Raw genomic sequence first — 17,898 nt, 5'->3', positions numbered from 1 at the left:
CTTCAAATATAAATATTATAGTTCGCCCTATGGAACTTTTGCGAAAAATCCTCCTGCCTTTTTCACTTTTTTATGGAATTTTAATGCTCGTGAGGAATTTTCTTTATGATAGTGGAATCTTTAAATCTATTTCCTATAGGGTGCCGGTTATTTGTGTGGGTAATCTTAATACCGGGGGGACAGGAAAATCACCTATGATAGAATTTTTGCTCGACGTTTTAGGTAAGCAGTATCGTGCAGCCAGTCTTAGCCGTGGTTATAAACGAACAACTCGTGGATATCGGCTTTTAGATGGAACAGAAACTGCGGAAGAGGTGGGAGATGAGCCACTTCAATTCAAGAAAAAATTCTTATCTGCTCTTGTTGCGGTTGATGCGGATCGACGGAATGGTATAGAGAATTTACTTAAAGAAAATCCTGAGGTAATATTGCTTGATGATGCCTTTCAGCACAGAAGAGTAAAAGCAGGTTTGAATATCCTACTCACCGCCTTTGCTGACCTATATCCAGATGATTTTATGTTACCCACTGGTAACTTACGAGAACCTGGGATTGGAGCAGAACGAGCCGATATTATTATTGTGACCAAATGTCCTGCAAATCTTAGTATCTCCGTTCAGGAACAGATTCGAACAAAACTTTCTCTGCGGAATTATCAGGAATTGTATTTTACTACAATCAGATATTCAGATGAAATAATTTCTGCAAGATCAAAGGATAAAATCGGAAATTTAATAGATACTTCATTCACCCTGGTTACCGGTGTGGCCAAACCAGAACCTCTGCTGGAATATTTGAAAGGAGAAAAGCTGCAATTTGAGCATCTTGCTTTTGGTGATCACCATAATTTTAATTCATCTGAAATAGCTATGCTGAAGAAAAAGAAATTGATTCTCACCACTGAGAAAGATTATATGCGTCTTTATAATAAAATCCCTGATGAGAAACTCTTCTATCTGCCTATAGAGGTTTCTTTTTTAAATGAGGAAATGGCCTTTCTTGAAGAAATCTTAGCCTATGTGAACCAGGTAGACTTCAAGGGGAGTAGGTAGTTCTTTTTAAAGGTTCTGTATGGTAACTCAGTAATTTAAAAAGATTTTTATCCTTTAGGATATCCCGGTAATTATACTCTTTCCCATCTATGAGAATATAGTTGGCAATGAGCCTCGCCCCGTGACTGTAATCTACATAGGTGTTGAAATGGCCATTATAGAGAGGCTGAATCGGCTTTCCGTTTAATTGATGCCAACCATATATAGATACATGGTGGTTTCTGTCCGGATCGTTGAGTTTACTAGATATCACAATATCTTTCTTGGTACCGGCAACGAAAATTCCGGCTTTAAAACCTGCAGCTTTTATCTGTGCTTGTACTACGCGGGAATGGTCGTAAAAAATATCTACCGTTTCATTCCTGTTTTTTCGGGGGATATAATTGAATGGTTCTAATTTTAATTCCGCATGGCGGTAAATAATATCGGCTAGTTTTGGAGTGGGTAGGGATGCATCGTATTTATTGGCAACTTTTTGAGCAGTTGATGGACTTAATGGAATAATAAAATAATCCTCTTGGTTTCCTATCGAAAGGTAATCGGGGGAAACATACAAATTAATAGTTCGGAGCTTACCCGAAGCGTCTTTTTGTAGGCTTGTTATCTTCTTCCAGTTCAAAATAAATTGAGGAAAATTACCCGCTTTTAGTTCCTTCAAAATTAAAGACTCCCTTTCCTCAAAATCAAGCTCACGAATTTGTTCGTAAAACTCAGAGCCGGATTTTGTTTCCTGAGCAGTTATAGCTCCGGTGGCCAAGTTTAGAAAAAAAACAAAAGTGATTTTGCAATAAATATTTGAATTCATAGCTGGTTGTTAAATTAAAAATGAGGTGCGCAGGCACCCCATTTTCTTTTAGGCTAATTCAAACTATATATTTATTACAATCTGCGATATATAATTTATTAGCCTGATTTTGCAAAGCACATGCCAAATGGCTAAACGGTTGATTCCCTTAGTGCTAAATGATTGTTAATCTTGCTGTAAAACTCTTCTGTTTTATATGGTTTGGGAATGATATCACTAAAACCATTGGCATAAAATTCATCGAGATTATCATCAAGAGTGACTGCGGTTAATGCGATGATCGGGATGCTTCCATTGAACTTTCTAATTGCTGCAGTAGCTTCAATACCACTTATCCCAGGCATATGAATATCCATTAGCACAAGGTCAAAATCTTCGGATTTTATTTTTTCTATTGCATCGGTGCCGTTATCTGCGACATCACAGATGGTGCCGTTTTTTTCGAGAATCTTCCTGGTGATCATTTGGTTGATTTTGTTATCTTCAACCACCAGTATTTTTTTGCCTTTCATCAACTCCATATTTTCTAAAGAGGAGGGGAGTTCAGGAGATTCGGTTTTTGAAAATTCTTCGGCTTCAAATTTAAGTTCAAAGGTAAAACAAGACCCTTTTCCAAGTTCGCTTTCCAGGGTAATCTCACTTCCAAGTAAATGAAGAAGATTTTTAACAATAGATAGGCCAAGTCCAGTACCACCAAATTTTCTGTTTATCTGGGTAGAACCCTGGGTGAAATTTTCAAAAATAGCTTTTTGTTTTTCTTTAGTGATGCCTTCGCCATTATCCTTTATTTCAAAATTTAACCAAATAAATGGTCCATCTTGTTTTATTTTCCTAACACTTATCCAGATATCTCCGTTTTCCGTGAATTTTATGGAATTTCCTATTAAATTGATAAGGACTTGTGAGATTTTTAAGGGGTCCCCTTTTAGTTTGCGGGGAATTTTTTTATCGAAGTTAAAGTGGATCTTCGTATGCTTCTCATCAGCTGAATTTTTTAAGGCGATCAGTACATCAGAAATTCTTTTCTCCAGATTAAAACTGGCCTCCATTACTTCCACCTTATTGGCTTCTAATTTATTAAGATCCAGAATGTTGTTGATTAGTGATAAAAGGTATTCCCCGGAAAACTTTAAAGAATTTAAATGCTCTTTCTGATTTTCGGTAGGACTCTCTTCCAATAATAAATGAGTTAGCCCAGTTACCGCATATAATGGAGTGCGTAGTTCATGGGTAATTGTAGAAAGGAATTGCGCCTTGGCCATGGATGCTTTTTCTGCATTTTCTTTGGCTTTGGTAAGTTCGGTATTTTTTTTCTGCAGTAATTCGTTGGCTCTTGCCCTAAGATTATTATTCTTATATAGGGACAAGGTTAATAAAGAGAGAATAGTAATTAGGGCTACGCTTAATATGGTGGTGAGTTTATTTACTTTTAATGACCGTTCCTGTTCGGCATTCTGAAGGGCCAGTTCATTAAGGCTGCTTTTCATTGCGTCCACTCCATAACGCGTGGTGGCATCTACTGCCATGGCTTCTTTATTCATATTAAAAACAGAATCCCTGATCCTATTACTGATCTTAAGGAATTCCAATGCTTCTGCGGGATTGCCTATTGCCTCATGAACCTGACTTAGAACTTTGTTAGAACTCATTAGGACTCCATTGAAGCGTTGTTCCATTCCAAGATTTCTTGCTATTCTGAGATCGGTCAGGGCTGAATTATAGTCCAGTAATGTTGCGTGGGTTCTACCTCGATAATAATGTAGTCGGGAGATCTCATAAAGGTTAGGAGTCTCATCATCTTTTAAATACTTTTCTGCTTTATTAAAATTGGATAAAGCTAAAGATGGTTTCTGGTCTAGATTTAAATTTATAATCCCTCGGTTTAGATGGATGATTCCAAAATAATCCGTATTATCATTTTTAACTGATAGGCTTTCTGCAAGATTCAAATACTTGTGAGCTCGAATGGCATCTTTTTCAGAATTCAGGATTTTAGCGTACGTAATATAACTATAGGCAAGCCCCATCTCGTCTCCGATTTCCCGCTGGATGGAAATAGCACGATTCAATTCAGTGGTAGCTCTGCCATACTCATTCCGGATATAGTACAATTTAGCCTGAATACTACTGGTAAGGGCGATGTATTTTTTGTTATCGATGGCTTTTGAGAATTCCAGAGAAGTATTTAATTGCTGAAGGGCTTTGTCGAAATCCAGAATATTAATTGATTCTTCAGCATCCCTTAGGAGTCTCTGAATCCTTACATTGGTATCTTCAACCTCGTCAACATCCTGAGATGGTAAGGCAAGGGGAAAAAATATAAAAAATACCCATATATGCGTAAAGTTCATCACTTGGGGTGGTTGGCGCCTAATTTGTTGTTAAATATAGTTAATTATCATTAACCACTGAAATTAAATCGATAAGCCTACTGGAATAACCTATTTCATTATCATACCAACCGATAAGTTTCACAAGTCTTCCGCCAATAACTGAAGTCATTTGGGCATCAAAAATACAGGAAAATGGGTTTCCCTGGATATCAACAGAAACAATGGGGTCCTCAGTATAATTTAAAATACCTGCAAGACTCTCCTGAGAGGCTTGTTTAAAAAGGTTGTTAACCTCTTCGATAGAAGTAGATCTCTTGATATTAAGAGTCATATCGGTTAAAGAACCATTGGGTACGGGAACCCGAATTCCACAGCCTCCAATGACCTCTTTTAAGTCTGGAAAAATATGAGTTAAAGCCTTAGCAGCCCCTGTAGTGGTTGGAATTATTGATTGAGCTGCAGCTCTGCTTCGTCTAAGATCACGGTGTGGCTTATCATGCAGGCTTTGATCAGATGTATAAGAATGCACTGTGGTGATATAAGCCTGTTCTACTCCAAAATTTTCATGAATTATTTTGAGCATTGGCGCAGCATTATTGGTTGTACACGAGGCGTTCGAAATAATTCTCTCTCTCCCGTTTAGAATATGCTCATTGACTCCTAAAACTATCATTTTAATCGAATCCTGCTGTGGCGGAACAGATAGGATAACTTTTTTTACTCCTTCTTTTAAATGATGCTCTAGATCTGCAGAAGTCTTAAATTTTCCGGAGGCTTCTACGACATAATCAACTTTATAATCTTGCCATTTTAATGCTTTGGGGTGAGATTCGTTTAAAAGTTTTACAGGTATTCCGTCAATAGTAAAACCTTCTGGGCAAGGCTTAACCTCATTTTTAAGAACCCCGTGAATAGAATCGTATTTCAGTAAATGAATTAGGGTACGGGGATCGGAAATATCATTTACAGCGACCACCTTAATATTGGGATGTCCAATTAATAGCCTGAAAAGGTTGCGTCCTATACGACCAAAACCATTGATGGCTAAATTGATTTTTGTCGCCATTGGAAGCCTATGCTTAATTTATGTGCTTTTGAGCTTTGTAAGAGGAGCGAACCAAGGCACTACTTTCAACATGTCGGAATCCCAGGTCCAATCCGATAGCCTCATATTTTTTGAATTGGTCTGGAGTGATGAATTGTTTGACCGGCAAATGTTTTTTGCTGGGTTGAAGGTATTGGCCGATGGTTACTACATCCACTCCTGCATCTTTTAAATCGTGCAGCGTTTGGATAACCTCTTCCTCCTTTTCTCCAAGTCCGAGCATTATACCTGATTTTGTGCGATTAATTCCTTGATCTTTCAGGTAACGTAAAACCTCAAGGCTTCGGTCATATTTTGCCTGAATTCTTACTTCCCGGGTTAATCGCTTTACCGTTTCCATATTATGGGAAACAACCTCCGGACTAACTTCAATAATGCGGTCTAAATTTCTTTGATTTCCCTGGAAATCCGGAATAAGGGTCTCCAAGGTGGTTTCCGGGTTCATTCGTCGTATCGCCTTTACCGTTTCAGCCCAGATGATAGACCCCATGTCTTTTAAATCATCCCTGTCTACACTGGTAATTACCGCGTGTTTAATCTTCATAAGTTTAATGGAACGGGCTACTTTTTCCGGTTCATCCCAATCTACTGTTTCTGGTCTTCCGGTTTTAACCCCGCAAAACCCACAGGATCGGGTACAGATATTTCCTAGAATCATGAAAGTGGCCGTTCCTTCACTCCAACATTCTCCCATATTAGGACAACTTCCGGAAGTGCAAATGGTATGGAGATCATATTTGTCTACCAGGTTGCGTAATTCGGTGTATTTCTTTCCTGTAGGTAACTTAACCCTTAACCATTTAGGTTTGGATTTTGTTCTGGCTTCTTTTTGGGGAATTGTCTCTGTACTCATAGCAAAATTCAATTGGTCAAAGATACAATAATCTGACTAATTGCATAAATTAGACAGCCTTTGTTCTAATGGTTTAAAGCCTGTTTCTGTTTTCTATAATCTCAGCCAAAAGTTTTTTTGCTCTAAGAAGTTTGACTTTGATGTTGTTCATGGGTTCATCAAGGGCCTCAGCAATTTCTTTGTAAGATTTCTCCTGAAAATATCTCAGATTGATGACTTCCTGGTAATGGGGTTTTAACTGCTTGATATCTGTTAGTAATTGAGCAAGGTGCTGATCCTTGATTAATTTGTCCTCAATGGTAGGAGTTTCATCGGCAATGCGGTGAACTGCAGTGACGTTTTCCGAAGTGGTTTTTGATCGTATAGAAGCATTTTTTTTTCTAAGAAGATCTACATGCAGGTTTTTAGAGATGGCAATTAACCAAGTGCTGAAGGAATGATTCTCGTCAAAGGTATGAATCTTGTTAAAAGCTTTGGAAAAAGTCTGTATACTGATGTCTTCAGCTTCATACTCATCTCTTGTCTTTTTAAGCTGAAAACCATACACATCATTCCAGAATCTATCCAGAAGATAATTGAATGCAGCCTGGCTCCCGTTTTTGGCGGCTTTTATTTTGGCAAGCAGCTCCTCCCGTTCTATTTCCAATGGTTCGGTTTTGAGAAAATATTAGCTATAAAAATGCTTAATTGCGATAAGATTAAAAATACTTCTAAAAACGGAAATAACCAAACAACATCCGTTTCTCCCAGTTTCCGTGCCGACTTGTAATAGATTAACAATTCCAGTGATAAAAGACAACCTAAAGCTGATAAAACAATTACCGGATAAATATTGGCGATCAAAAGAATAGGTAGTAAAAACCAGAATAATAATTTTGAGCTGTAAAAACCACCAAGTAACAATTTATGTTTTAACCGATAGTGTTTGGCAACAGAGACATGCCTTCTTTTCTGATCAAACCATTCTTTAAAAGTTTTCTTGGGAACGCTTCTTGTAATGGTTTCTTGATCAAAGCAAATGTCTGTATTGCTGGCTGTGGCGGCTTCATTTACAAAAAGATCATCATCTCCCGAGCGCAGGTGCAAATGGCTGGCAAAACCTTTATGCGCATAAAATAATTCAGAAGTATAGGCCAGATTTCGGCCTACTCCCATATAAGGAATTCCCATCCGTGCGTAGGAAAAATACTGTATAGCAGTAAGCAAGGTTTCAAATCGGATCAATTTGTTTAAAAAGGAATTTTTATTTTTGAAATAACCACCATATCCTAGAATGATACTTTTCTCAGGACTGAAATTTTCAACCATTCCGGAAATCCATCGCTTTGACTGGGGAGCGCAATCGGCATCGGTAAACAAAAGATGGGAGTTTCTGGCCTTTTTAATTCCCAAGGTAAGTGCATATTTCTTATTTGCCCAGAAAGCCTCATTATTCTGAACGTTAACAATTTTTATACGCCCGTCTATTTTCTGGAATTCCTCGATGATTTCGAGGGTATTATCATTAGATGCGTCATTGATTACGACCACCTCAAAATCTGGGTATTCCTGTTCCAGAATAACGGGAAGAAACTCCCTTAAGTTTTCCGCTTCATTTTTTGCACAAATTATTACTGAAACGGGAAAACCAATTTTATTGCCTTTTTTGGACCTGGCATTGGAGAATGACAGAAAGGCAATAAAAAAGAAGAAGATGATTAAACCGGATAAAAGATAAAAACCGAGTAAAGTTAGGGCCATTCAGTTAAGTAGTCTGTTTCCCTTCTTTGTTGGTGCTACAATTACCCATTTCTTCTGGCATTTTTCCGCAGAAACTGCATGATTCGCCTTCTTTATTTAAATAGGGACTTTGGCTGGCACAGGTTCCAGCAAATTTTCCGTCTTTTTTGCTCCAGATCTTAATAGCGAGTCCTGCGAAGGCAAGAGCCAGTAATATTATGCTTATGATTATTAATTTCATTGTAATAGATTTCTTCTGCAAAAATAAGAATAAAAACAAGATTGGTAAAATGAGGGAGCGGATTAGGATAAGCTTTACATTATTTAACTAAACATTATACGTAAATGTCTAATAATGTATCGGTTGAAGAATAAATTTACCGTTTATAATTCTTAATGACCAGTTATGAATAGCAGTAAAATTTTGATGATTTTATTTTTCGGACTTTTTGTATTTATCTCCTGTGGGGAGGGAAAGAAAGAAGAAGAGCAAGAAAAATTAGAACGAAAAGAAGCTCAGCGTGCTGCCGAACTGCAGGCTGAAGAAGAGCGTTTGGAATGGGAGGCCAACAGCATTGCTGCCAAAACTACCCAAGATGATTCGTTAAGCGCCCTGTCTAATGCTTTCCAAAATGCAAAGCTAGTTAAGACCTTCACGGAAGAGGAGGGGCCTTTTACTGTTTTTGCTCCCTCAAATGAGGCATTCGGAAAATTGAACCAGGAAATTTTGGATACCCTTATGAAGAATGAAAACCGGGAAAAATTAAATGAAGTCCTTAATTATCACGTGGTCGAGGATGAGATCACTGCAGAAGAACTTTCGGAAAGAATAGACCAGGGCAATGGGGAATATACTATAATTACCTTGACCGGGTCAAGCCTTACGGCCCTTAAAAGTGGGGATGATATTATGCTTAAGGATGAAAACGGCAATACCGCTAAAATTATTCAAACTGATATAGATGCTTCAAACGGTGTGATCCATACCATTGATGGGGTAATGATGAGAAAAAAATCCTAACTATTTTCTTTTATAATTTGAGGAAAGAAATACTCAAATTCTGGGAGAATAATAGGCCTTTACCCATATGTTGAAGATAAAAAAAGCTTCATTTCCCGTAAAGGAAATGAAGCCTCTATTAAGGCATTTAGCCTCGATAGACTCAATATTCCCTACACTGGGATTATCCAGATCAGGTAATGCGGGTATAATCTCAGCCTAAAGCACCCCGATATTGATATTATAAAGATAAAGAAAGATGAAGTGGTGAGTTGATAAAGAATTCTTAAAAAAAGAATTCTTTATTCGTAGGGATAGTTAAATATTTTCCTACATTTTATCAGAATATATTCACTTCGGCTTCCAGCTTTATTCCAAATTTTAAATTAACATTATTTCTGATTTCACGGGACAGTTCTAAGAGTTCTTCTCCTGTCGCCTCGCCGTAGTTCACCAGGACCAAAGCCTGATTTTGATGTACACCGGCATCTCCTCTGCGAAAACCTTTAAATCCTGCTTTTTCAATAAGCCAGCCCGCCGGAACCTTTACCCGGCTTTTATCTATGGGATAAGAGGGTATTTTGGGGAATTTTTTCTTAAGTTCTAAATAGTTCTCTTTGCTGATAATTGGATTCTTAAAAAAACTTCCGCTATTACCTAAAAGACGAGGATCTGGCAATTTAGCCTGCCTGATTGCTATTATAGCATTAGAAATATCTCTGATGCCGGGATTTTCTATCTTTTCTCGAAGCAGCCAATCGCTTATAGTTCCGTAATCCGTTCGTAATTTATGTGCCTTCTTACTTAATTTAAACCTTACTGAGGTGATGATTTGTTGGCCCTTTAATCGCTCTTTGAAAACGGAGGTCCTATATCCAAATTCACAATCTTGAGGGTGAAAAACTATTTCCTCGAGCGTTTGTAATTCTATTGCCGTGCAGGATTCAAAAACATCTTTCAACTCTACGCCGTAGGCTCCGATATTTTGGATTGGTGCTGTGCCGACATTGCCGGGGATAAGAGAAAGGTTTTCAAGGCCTCCAAAATTCTGATTTAATGTCCATAAAACGAATTGGTGCCAGTTTTCTCCTGCCATGGCTTCAATTACGACCTCATTGTCGGTTTGGGAAATAATTTTTTTCCCTTTAAGACCAATATGCAGGACAGTTTTGTTGATATCCCCGGTCAATAGCATATTGCTTCCCCCGCCCAGGATAAAAAGTTCTGATGCATAAGTTTGCCGAAGTACCTTCTTTAGTTCAGCCAAGGAAGCAACCGAAATAAGCTTCTTGGCCTTAACATCAATCCCAAAGGTATTGTATTCTTTTAAAGAAATATTTTCGCAAACCTGCATACCAGCTTACTTGTTATACTGCTTTAGGGCTACTTCCAATATTTCAATGGCACGGATCAGGTTTTCCTTTTTAAGTACATAAGCAATTCGAACCTGATTTAGTCCGGTATTGGGAGTGGAATAGAATCCCGCTGCAGGAGCCACCATAATGGTTTCATTGTTCATTTCAAATTCTTCTAGTAACCATTGGGCAAAGTCATCAGCATTTTCTATAGGGAGTTCTGCTATACAATAGAATGCTCCCTTTGGTTTGGCTACCTTTACACCTTCGATTTTTTCAAGGCCTTCTATGAGAATATTCCTCCTCTTGGTATACTCTTCTATTACATCATCAAAATATTCCTGTGGTGTTTCTAAAGCCGCTTCACTTGCAATTTGGGCAAAGGTCGGTGGGCTTAGTCGCGCCTGTGCAAATTTCATGGCCGTCTTCATTACTTCCTGGTTTTTTGAAACCAGGCATCCAATCCTCGCCCCGCACATACTGTAACGCTTAGAAACCGAATCGACCATAATAGCGTTTTGGGCAAGCTTAGGAATACTCATAATAGAATGATGTTTTACCCCATCATAGGCGAATTCGCGGTAAACTTCATCAGCTACAATAAAGAGATCGTGTTTTAGCGCGATATCTGCCAGTTGTTCAATCTCTTCTTTGGTATATAAATAACCAGTGGGGTTTCCTGGATTGCAGAGTATTATGGCTTTGGTTTTATTGCTTATTAGCGCTTCAAAATCCGAAATAGGAGGTAAAGCAAAATTATTCTCTATCGAACTTTTTATCGGAATAATATTTACTCCTGAGGCCGTAGCAAAGCCATTATAATTGGCGTAAAATGGTTCGGGAATAATTACTTCATCTCCTGGATCGGTAATACTACCCATGGCGAACATCAGTGCTTCGGAGCCACCCGTTGTCACAATAATTTCATCTGCATTTACCGGAATATCATTCTTCTTATAGTATGCTGCCAATTTGGTTCGGTATGATTCAAAACCTGCCGAATGGCTGTAAGACAGTACCTCAATATCATTACTTTTTACTGCGTCAAGTGCGGTCTGAGGTGTTTGTATGTCGGGTTGTCCAATGTTTAACTGGTAGATCTTACGACCTTTTCTGGTTGCTGCTTCAGCATATGGCACCAGCTTTCGTATCGGCGATTCGGGCATACTTCTACCCTTATTTGAAATATTAGGCATGATTTACGTTTTTAATAGGATGCAAAAATGCAAAATAATTGTCACAATGTAAGCTGGCTGATGGTCATAATTTGGGAATTTTTCATAAATTATAGAAGAATGAAGAGACATGGCATTATCTGGTTGTTAATGTTTTGGTTAACGGTTTTAACCCTACCTCTTACGGCCCAAAATCAATATCAAATAAATAATCAAAAGGATTATTTTAAGTTGCCTTTTGAATTAGTCAATGACCTTGTCGTGGTTCCAGTAAAAGTTAATGGGGTGCCGCTTTCATTTTTGCTGGATACCGGAGTAAATGTCACCTTAATTTTTACTGTAGATGGAGAAATCCCTGAGGTTAAAAATACCAGCAGAATCTTTCTTAGAGGTTTGGGGGCCGGGGAGCCAGTTATGGCCTTAAAAGCAATAAATAATACGATAAAACTGGGTGATGCCGTAAGTGAAGGAGAAACCCTTTATATCGTAGAAGAAGAATTAATCGGGCTTTCCGATCGCCTTGGTATTGAGCTCAATGGTATACTGGGATATGATTTCTTTCGAAACTTCATTGTTGAATTTAATTACCGGAGGAAATTCCTTAAGGTTTACAATCCGGCAAGATATAGATATAAAAAGTGTAGACGTTGTGTGGATATACCTTTGATTTTTAATCAGAACAAGCCTTATCTGGAAGCTAAAATTGTTTTGGATGACCAGGACCATAATTTAGTTTTTTTATTGGATAGTGGATCTGGAGATGCTGTTTGGATATTTGAGGATGAAAAACGGGGTGTTGGCGTGCCTCAACCTTCCTTTGAAGATTTCCTGGGCTATAGTATCAGTGGAAGTGTCTATGGTAATCGAAGTAGAATTAGATCTTTATCCCTGGGTGATTTGAAACTAAAGGAAGTTACTGCAAGTTTTCCCGATAGTCTTTTTATAGAAAACCTGTCGCTTTATGATAATAGAAATGGCAGTATAGGAAGTCAGGTTCTTAAACGCTTCCATTACACACTGGACTACCCTGGCAGGAACCTCCGTCTTAAACCCAATGCAGATTTCAGAAAGCCTTTTGAATATAATATGAGTGGAGTAGTGGTTCAGCATAGTGGTCAAAAGTTTATAAGAACCTATGATACCCCTCCGCCTTTTTTTGATGTGGAGGAAGTCCAGGCCGATGGAAATAAGGTGTTAGAGAATACCTATCAGCTTAAATTTTCTTTAGCACCACAATATGAAATTGCTGAAATCAGGCCGGAGTCGCCGGCTGAAGAAGCCGGACTCCAAAGAGGGGATATAATTTTAGAAATAAATGGTAAACCTGCTCATAAATATTCTCTTGAAAAGATATCGAAATTATTTACCTCCCGGGAAGGTAAGCAGATAAAATTGAAGGTAGAAAGAGGATTAAAGGAAATGAAATTTACTTTCAGGTTAAGACGAATACTATAAAAAAAACTCCTGGGATTAACCAGGAGTTTTTTGTGATCAATACCGGATTACAGGGTATCGTTATCTATAACTTTCCCTTTTATTTTAAGGGCTTTTGTTGGAACATCAGAATTGGAATACACCGTAACTGTTTTTCTAATAGGACCAAGCCTTTTTGTGTCATATTTTACTTCGATTTCCCCGGTTTCGCCCGGCATAATAGGCTCTTCAGGTTTTTTGGGAATGGTGCATCCACAACTGGATGTGACATTCTCAATAATTAAAGGAGCATTTCCGGTGTTGGTGAATTCAAATACCCTGACACCGTCGCTACCTTTTTTTATTTCGCCGTAATCAATTGTTTCTGTTTTGAATTCCATTTTTGCCGTATTCTGGGCAGTAGCAACACTAGCTCCAGCTAAGATCAAAACAGCGATTGCAATAAACTTTTTCATATCTCATAATTTAGAAGTCTTTAAAAGCATAAGCTTTTAAGAACTTTGGTTGAACATGGCCTTCCTGCGGAAAGCATAATTTAGTTTTTTCGGAATAGTAAATATAAGTTGAATTAGAGTTACTGACAAAATTATATTCAATTCAACTCCTTTTAAATTCCTTAACTAATAGTTACTTTTGCCATTATTTTCAAAAACCAGACCAATTATGGCGATAGCTTCGAAATATAATGCCAAAGAAGTAGAAGAAAAATGGTATAAATACTGGATGGAAAACCGGTATTTCCATTCTGAAGTAGACCAACGCGAACCTTATACCATTGTAATACCTCCTCCAAACGTCACTGGAGTTTTACACATGGGTCATATGCTGAATAATACCATTCAGGATGTCTTAGTAAGAAGAGCTAGGTTGAAAGGATATAATGCATGCTGGGTTCCCGGAACTGATCATGCATCTATCGCTACTGAAGCTAAAGTAGTAGCTAAACTTAAGGCAGAAGGGGTGGATAAGAATAGTCTCACCCGGGAAGAATTTCTACAGCATGCCTGGGAGTGGACCCATACCCATGGAGGGATCATTTTGGAGCAGCTTAAGAAACTGGGAGCCTCCTGTGACTGGGAGCGTACCAAATTTACCATGGATAAAGAAATGTCGGAATCGGTAATTAAAGTCTTTGTAGATCTTTATGAAAAAGGCCTCGTTTACCGAGGTTATCGCATGGTAAACTGGGATCCGGAAGCAAAAACAACACTTTCAGATGAGGAAGTGATCTACCAGGAAACACAAGGAAACCTGTATTTTCTCAACTATAAAATTGTTGATAGTAATGAAACGGTAACCATTGCTACTACACGTCCGGAAACTATTCTTGGAGATACTGCTATCTGTATAAATCCTAATGATCAGAGGTTTACACATCTCAAAGGTAAAAAGGCCATAGTACCTGTATGTAATCGTGAAATACCCATAATTGAAGATGAATATGTGGATATGGAATTCGGTACAGGTTGTTTGAAGGTTACTCCTGCCCATGACGAAAATGATAAAATGCTTGGTGACAAGCATAATTTGGAAGTCATCGATATCTTTAACGATGATGCTACCTTAAATGATAAAGGTTTACATTATAAAGGAAAGGACCGTTTTGAAGCAAGAGAAGAAATAATTCTGGAACTTGAGAAACTGGATGTCCTGGCTAAAACGGAAGCACATACCAATAAAGTTGGGACAAGTGAACGGACCGGTGCAGTAATTGAACCCAAACTTAGTGATCAGTGGTTCCTTAAAATGAAAGAAATGGCAAGGCCTGCTTTGGAGGCTGTGGTCAATAAGGATATTAACCTTGTTCCAGATAAATTTCTCAACACCTATAAACACTGGATGGAAAATGTTCGAGACTGGAATATTTCCAGGCAGCTTTGGTGGGGTCATCAGATCCCGGCCTGGTATTATGGAACTGGGAAGGAGGATTTTGTTGTAGCCGAGACTAAAGAAGCAGCTTTGGAGAAAGCTAGAGCGCAATCTGGTAATGCGGAGCTTGAAAAAACCGATCTTTCCAGGGATAAGGATGCCCTTGATACCTGGTTTTCTTCCTGGTTATGGCCAATGAGTGTTTTTAATGGAATTCTGGAGCCGGATAATCCTGAGATTAAATACTACTATCCTACCAACGATCTAGTTACCGCTCCTGAAATTCTGTTTTTCTGGGTAGCTCGTATGATTATGGCGGGATACGAATATCGGGGAGAAAAACCCTTTAAAAATGTGTACCTCACGGGAATTGTACGGGATAAACAGCGCCGTAAAATGTCCAAGTCCCTGGGGAATTCGCCAGACCCTCTTGGCTTGATAGAACAGTATGGTGCAGATGGAGTAAGAGTGGGAATGCTACTTAGTTCTCCTGCCGGAAACGACCTGATGTTTGATGAGGAACTTTGCAGGCAGGGGAGTGCTTTCAGCAATAAAATCTGGAATGCTTTTCGACTGGTTAAAGGTTGGGAGGTCTCCGAAGAAAAGGAGCAGGAAGAAACCTCAAAAATAGCCATTAACTGGTATACCTCCAAATTCAGAAAAACCCTCGCTGAGATCGAGGATCATTTTTCAAAATATCGGATTAGTGATGCTTTAATGAGTACCTATAAACTGGTTTGGGACGATTATTGTTCCTGGTTTTTAGAAATGGTCAAGCCTGCATATGGTCAACCCATTGATGCCAAGACCTATAAAGAGGTAATATCGATTCTGGAAGATAACCTTAAGATCCTTCATCCATTTATGCCTTTTGTTTCTGAAGAAATATGGCAGGAAATTACAAACAGATCTCCTGAGGAGGCGTTGATCGTTGCAAAATGGCCTGAAGTTAAGGCCTATGACCAGAAAATTATAGATGACTTTATGTTTTCATCGGAAGTTATAGCAGGTATCAGAAAAATCCGGAAGGAAAAAAATATACCTTTTAAAAATCAAATAGATTTTATGATTTTGAATAATGAGGATACTTCCAAGATGTTTGATCCGGTTATTAAAAAGATGGGTAATATCTCTGAATTTAAAAGCGTTGACACACAGGTGGAAGGTGCCTTAAGTTTCCGGGTAAGGTCAAATGAATATTATATTCCTATTACTGGGGCAATAGATGTGGAAGCCGAAATTAATAAGATGGAGGAGGAACTTGATTATACCCGTGGATTCTTAAAAGCGGTTGAGAAGAAACTTTCCAATGAGCGATTTGTTAATAATGCTCCTGAAAAGGTAGTGGCTATTGAAAAAGCCAAAAAGGCGGATGCTGAAGCGAAGATCGAAGCGCTGCAGGCTAGCTTAAAGAATTTGCAATAAAATAAATGAGAGGATATTAATATATTGGTGATCTACCCGCTATTGGGATATTTCACCAATATGTTCTTCTACCAGGGCAATATACTTTTCCTGAGCGTCTTCTTTGCTTAGGTCTTTTACCTGTACCAAAGCATTGATCTTGAAAGCACTTCGGAGGTCTCCCTGTTCCGAGGGGGGTAAATAAAAACCGTTCTTTTCCGTAGCTCTTTTATAATAAGCATAAAAGCTTAACATAATATCCGGTGGGAAACTCAGGTCGGTAGTGCTGGCTAGCTCATAGGCCTTGTTGAATCTTTTTTGTATTGAATCTGACATTTTTAATCCTCCTCAATTTTTGCGATCACACTTAAACCGCCTTTTACCTTTTGATTTAATTTAACCATTAATGGCGTATTTACTGGTAGAAGTACATCTACCCTGGATCCGAATTTAATGAACCCGCTATCGCTTCCCTGGATGACCTCAGAGCCTTCTTCTGCATAATTCACTATGCGTTTTGCCAAGGCTCCCGCAATTTGTCTGTAAAGCACTTCTCCGGTAAGTACATTTTTAACTACAACCGTGGTCCTTTCATTCTCCTCACTGGATTTCGGGTGCCAGGCGACTAGGAATTTTCCTGGATGATACTTGCTGTATATTACAGTACCGCTTACTGGGTGCCTGGTTACATGTACATTAAGGGGGGACATAAAAATTGAAACCTGAAGTCTTTTATCCTTAAAATATTCTTTTTCATAAACCTCCTCTATAGCCACCACTTTACCATCCACCGGTGCCACGATGTGTGCGTCATTATGCTGGGTTCTTCTTTTGGGGTTTCTGAAAAATTGAATGATCAACAAAAACAAAAGAATGGAAACCAGCAAAACTGAAAATTTAATCCAGTACCTGTTTATTAAACTATATGAAAGCACATTTATTGCAATAAGGATTATTGCAGTAAAGGCCATAATTTTATATCCTTCTTTATGAAACATAATTCAATAAGTATAAATATGCATATACAAATGGGCTGGCAAAGATAATACTATCCAGCCTGTCAAACAATCCACCGTGGCCTGGCATTAATTTTCCGCTATCCTTTACGCCGGCCTGTCTTTTGAATTTAGACTGAATTAAATCTCCCAAGGTCCCGAAAACACTAAGGATTACAGCAAGGCCTAACCAAAGTGGGAAACTCAGGAATTGGGTGTAATAAAAAATAAAAAAACTTGCCACCGCACTAAATATTAATCCTCCCAGGAAGCCCTCAATAGTTTTCTTAGGGGAAATGCGTTCAAAAAGTTTATTTTTTCCAAAATTCTTTCCTACAATGTAAGCAAAAGTATCGTTGGTCCATATCAAAATAAAGATACCAACTATCAAATTAGGGCGGAAGAAACCGTGAATAGTAGGAAGCAGCGTTAGAAATATTACAGAAGAAATCAGATAAAAAATAATGATGATATATTTCTTTTTTTCAAAAACAGGAATTTTTTGAACCACCATAAGGTCTTTAACCAGGAATAGATTTACAAAAATGGTGATGAATAAAAGAAGTATGGTTGCATCCTGATTGAATTTTAAATAGCTGAAAAGGTAAAATAAAAGTGCCTGCACACCATAAAGGGCATAACTCTTAAGGTGAAGAAGTTTTTGCATCTCAATTAGGCAAACCAGACCTAATAGGTAAAAAAGACTAACGAACACAAGCTCATCATGAAGGATTGAAGCAACCAAAATGGATATATACAATAATCCTGAAATTGTCCTAATAATTGCTTCCCTCATGTG

At 38.2% G+C, this 17,898-nt stretch carries 17 protein-coding genes and 1 riboswitch; of the genes, 4 read left to right on the top strand and 13 right to left on the bottom strand.

The features are described from left to right. Nucleotides 1-29: 29 nt before the first annotated feature. Nucleotides 30-1,052, top strand: coding sequence for a tetraacyldisaccharide 4'-kinase (gene lpxK / locus ACW6NC_RS00405; RefSeq protein ID WP_457862983.1), 1,023 nt, complete (start codon nucleotides 30-32; stop codon nucleotides 1,050-1,052). Here lpxK and ACW6NC_RS00400 read toward each other — a convergent pair. The 7 genes from ACW6NC_RS00400 to ACW6NC_RS00370 form a co-directional block, all read right to left on the bottom strand. After that, the gene (locus ACW6NC_RS00400; RefSeq protein WP_457862981.1) at nucleotides 1,036-1,857 is read right to left on the bottom strand and encodes a hypothetical protein; all 822 of its coding nucleotides are present in this window, start codon (nucleotides 1,855-1,857) and stop codon (nucleotides 1,036-1,038) included. The genes lpxK and ACW6NC_RS00400 overlap by 17 nt on opposite strands. Nucleotides 1,858-1,988: 131 nt before the next feature. Beyond that, a complete protein-coding gene (locus ACW6NC_RS00395) occupies nucleotides 1,989-4,208 on the bottom strand; it encodes an ATP-binding protein (RefSeq protein ID WP_457862979.1) in 2,220 nt (739 codons plus the stop codon). Between the two features lie 40 nt (nucleotides 4,209-4,248). Beyond that, nucleotides 4,249-5,256 carry a type I glyceraldehyde-3-phosphate dehydrogenase gene (gap, locus tag ACW6NC_RS00390; protein ID WP_457862977.1) on the bottom strand — a complete coding sequence of 336 codons (1,008 nt, stop codon included), beginning with the start codon at nucleotides 5,254-5,256 and terminating at the stop codon, nucleotides 4,249-4,251. 13 nt (nucleotides 5,257-5,269) lie between these two features. Continuing rightward, nucleotides 5,270-6,148 carry a lipoyl synthase gene (gene lipA, locus ACW6NC_RS00385; protein WP_457862975.1) on the bottom strand — a complete coding sequence of 293 codons (879 nt, stop codon included), beginning with the start codon at nucleotides 6,146-6,148 and terminating at the stop codon, nucleotides 5,270-5,272. 73 nt (nucleotides 6,149-6,221) lie between these two features. Then, complete coding sequence (locus tag ACW6NC_RS00380; RefSeq protein WP_457862971.1) at nucleotides 6,222-6,794, bottom strand: RNA polymerase sigma factor; 573 nt, start codon at nucleotides 6,792-6,794, stop codon at nucleotides 6,222-6,224. Next, on the bottom strand, nucleotides 6,785-7,888 hold the full coding sequence (locus ACW6NC_RS00375; protein WP_457862969.1) for a glycosyltransferase: 1,104 nt from the start codon (nucleotides 7,886-7,888) through the stop codon (nucleotides 6,785-6,787). Before ACW6NC_RS00375 ends, ACW6NC_RS00380 begins: the two co-directional genes overlap by 10 nt. 4 nt (nucleotides 7,889-7,892) lie before the next feature. Continuing rightward, nucleotides 7,893-8,108, bottom strand: coding sequence for a membrane or secreted protein (locus ACW6NC_RS00370; RefSeq protein ID WP_457862968.1), 216 nt, complete (start codon nucleotides 8,106-8,108; stop codon nucleotides 7,893-7,895). Nucleotides 8,109-8,273: 165 nt separating this feature from the next. Here ACW6NC_RS00370 and ACW6NC_RS00365 point away from each other — a divergent pair, with 165 nt between their 5' ends. Further along, nucleotides 8,274-8,888 carry a fasciclin domain-containing protein gene (locus ACW6NC_RS00365; RefSeq protein WP_457862966.1) on the top strand — a complete coding sequence of 205 codons (615 nt, stop codon included), beginning with the start codon at nucleotides 8,274-8,276 and terminating at the stop codon, nucleotides 8,886-8,888. A 132-nt stretch (nucleotides 8,889-9,020) separates the two neighbouring features. Beyond that, a riboswitch (TPP riboswitch) is annotated at nucleotides 9,021-9,109 on the bottom strand. A gap of 98 nt (nucleotides 9,110-9,207) precedes the next feature. Here ACW6NC_RS00365 and murB read toward each other — a convergent pair. Together murB and ACW6NC_RS00355 are read right to left on the bottom strand one after the other, a co-directional pair. Continuing rightward, nucleotides 9,208-10,221 carry a UDP-N-acetylmuramate dehydrogenase gene (gene murB / locus ACW6NC_RS00360; RefSeq protein WP_457862964.1) on the bottom strand — a complete coding sequence of 338 codons (1,014 nt, stop codon included), beginning with the start codon at nucleotides 10,219-10,221 and terminating at the stop codon, nucleotides 9,208-9,210. A gap of 6 nt (nucleotides 10,222-10,227) precedes the next feature. Further along, nucleotides 10,228-11,418, bottom strand: coding sequence for a pyridoxal phosphate-dependent aminotransferase (locus ACW6NC_RS00355; protein WP_457862962.1), 1,191 nt, complete (start codon nucleotides 11,416-11,418; stop codon nucleotides 10,228-10,230). Between the two features lie 99 nt (nucleotides 11,419-11,517). On the opposite strand from ACW6NC_RS00355, the gene ACW6NC_RS00350 reads away from it, so the two are divergent. Beyond that, on the top strand, nucleotides 11,518-12,852 hold the full coding sequence (locus ACW6NC_RS00350; protein WP_457862960.1) for an aspartyl protease family protein: 1,335 nt from the start codon (nucleotides 11,518-11,520) through the stop codon (nucleotides 12,850-12,852). Between the two features lie 47 nt (nucleotides 12,853-12,899). Here the strand turns inward: ACW6NC_RS00350 and ACW6NC_RS00345 are convergent, their stop codons facing one another. Continuing rightward, nucleotides 12,900-13,286: a DUF1573 domain-containing protein gene (locus ACW6NC_RS00345; RefSeq protein WP_457862958.1), complete on the bottom strand. Its 387-nt coding sequence runs from the start codon at nucleotides 13,284-13,286 to the stop codon at nucleotides 12,900-12,902. Nucleotides 13,287-13,494: 208 nt separating this feature from the next. Between ACW6NC_RS00345 and ACW6NC_RS00340 the strand changes: the two genes are divergently transcribed. Continuing rightward, nucleotides 13,495-16,125, top strand: a complete 2,631-nt coding sequence (locus ACW6NC_RS00340; RefSeq protein ID WP_457862956.1) for a valine--tRNA ligase — start codon at nucleotides 13,495-13,497, stop codon at nucleotides 16,123-16,125. A 39-nt stretch (nucleotides 16,126-16,164) separates the two neighbouring features. On the opposite strand, the gene ACW6NC_RS00335 is transcribed toward ACW6NC_RS00340, so the two are convergent. From ACW6NC_RS00335 to ACW6NC_RS00325, 3 genes are read right to left on the bottom strand one after another with little or no spacing between them, the layout of a single operon-like run. Then, nucleotides 16,165-16,440, bottom strand: a complete 276-nt coding sequence (locus tag ACW6NC_RS00335; protein WP_457862954.1) for an acyl-CoA-binding protein — start codon at nucleotides 16,438-16,440, stop codon at nucleotides 16,165-16,167. Nucleotides 16,441-16,442: 2 nt separating this feature from the next. Next, entirely contained in the window at nucleotides 16,443-17,102 is a 660-nt protein-coding gene (locus ACW6NC_RS00330; RefSeq protein WP_457862952.1) for a phosphatidylserine decarboxylase family protein, read from the bottom strand. Beyond that, nucleotides 17,092-17,895, bottom strand: a complete 804-nt coding sequence (locus ACW6NC_RS00325; protein ID WP_457862950.1) for a phosphatidate cytidylyltransferase — start codon at nucleotides 17,893-17,895, stop codon at nucleotides 17,092-17,094. The genes ACW6NC_RS00330 and ACW6NC_RS00325 overlap by 11 nt, the downstream gene beginning before the upstream one ends. Nucleotides 17,896-17,898: the final 3 nt, after the last annotated feature.

The sequence above is a fragment of the Salegentibacter profundi genome, from assembly GCF_054121475.1.
Note: the sequence above shows the minus strand (reverse complement) of the source record. Positions and strands in the feature narration are given on the sequence as shown.

What these genes read in the sequence shown, in the direction of transcription:
- lpxK (WP_457862983.1), top strand. Translation starts at nt 30, where the DNA reads ATGGAACTTTTGCGAAAAATCCTCCTGCCTTTTTCACTTTTTTATGGA.
- ACW6NC_RS00400 (WP_457862981.1), bottom strand. Translation starts at nt 1,857, where the DNA reads ATGAATTCAAATATTTATTGCAAAATCACTTTTGTTTTTTTTCTAAAC.
- ACW6NC_RS00395 (WP_457862979.1), bottom strand. Translation starts at nt 4,208, where the DNA reads ATGAACTTTACGCATATATGGGTATTTTTTATATTTTTTCCCCTTGCC.
- gap (WP_457862977.1), bottom strand. Translation starts at nt 5,256, where the DNA reads ATGGCGACAAAAATCAATTTAGCCATCAATGGTTTTGGTCGTATAGGA.
- lipA (WP_457862975.1), bottom strand. Translation starts at nt 6,148, where the DNA reads ATGAGTACAGAGACAATTCCCCAAAAAGAAGCCAGAACAAAATCCAAA.
- ACW6NC_RS00375 (WP_457862969.1), bottom strand. Translation starts at nt 7,888, where the DNA reads ATGGCCCTAACTTTACTCGGTTTTTATCTTTTATCCGGTTTAATCATC.
- ACW6NC_RS00370 (WP_457862968.1), bottom strand. Translation starts at nt 8,108, where the DNA reads ATGAAATTAATAATCATAAGCATAATATTACTGGCTCTTGCCTTCGCA.
- ACW6NC_RS00365 (WP_457862966.1), top strand. Translation starts at nt 8,274, where the DNA reads ATGAATAGCAGTAAAATTTTGATGATTTTATTTTTCGGACTTTTTGTA.
- murB (WP_457862964.1), bottom strand. Translation starts at nt 10,221, where the DNA reads ATGCAGGTTTGCGAAAATATTTCTTTAAAAGAATACAATACCTTTGGG.
- ACW6NC_RS00355 (WP_457862962.1), bottom strand. Translation starts at nt 11,418, where the DNA reads ATGCCTAATATTTCAAATAAGGGTAGAAGTATGCCCGAATCGCCGATA.
- ACW6NC_RS00350 (WP_457862960.1), top strand. Translation starts at nt 11,518, where the DNA reads ATGAAGAGACATGGCATTATCTGGTTGTTAATGTTTTGGTTAACGGTT.
- ACW6NC_RS00345 (WP_457862958.1), bottom strand. Translation starts at nt 13,286, where the DNA reads ATGAAAAAGTTTATTGCAATCGCTGTTTTGATCTTAGCTGGAGCTAGT.
- ACW6NC_RS00340 (WP_457862956.1), top strand. Translation starts at nt 13,495, where the DNA reads ATGGCGATAGCTTCGAAATATAATGCCAAAGAAGTAGAAGAAAAATGG.
- ACW6NC_RS00335 (WP_457862954.1), bottom strand. Translation starts at nt 16,440, where the DNA reads ATGTCAGATTCAATACAAAAAAGATTCAACAAGGCCTATGAGCTAGCC.
- ACW6NC_RS00330 (WP_457862952.1), bottom strand. Translation starts at nt 17,102, where the DNA reads ATGTTTCATAAAGAAGGATATAAAATTATGGCCTTTACTGCAATAATC.
- ACW6NC_RS00325 (WP_457862950.1), bottom strand. Translation starts at nt 17,895, where the DNA reads ATGAGGGAAGCAATTATTAGGACAATTTCAGGATTATTGTATATATCC.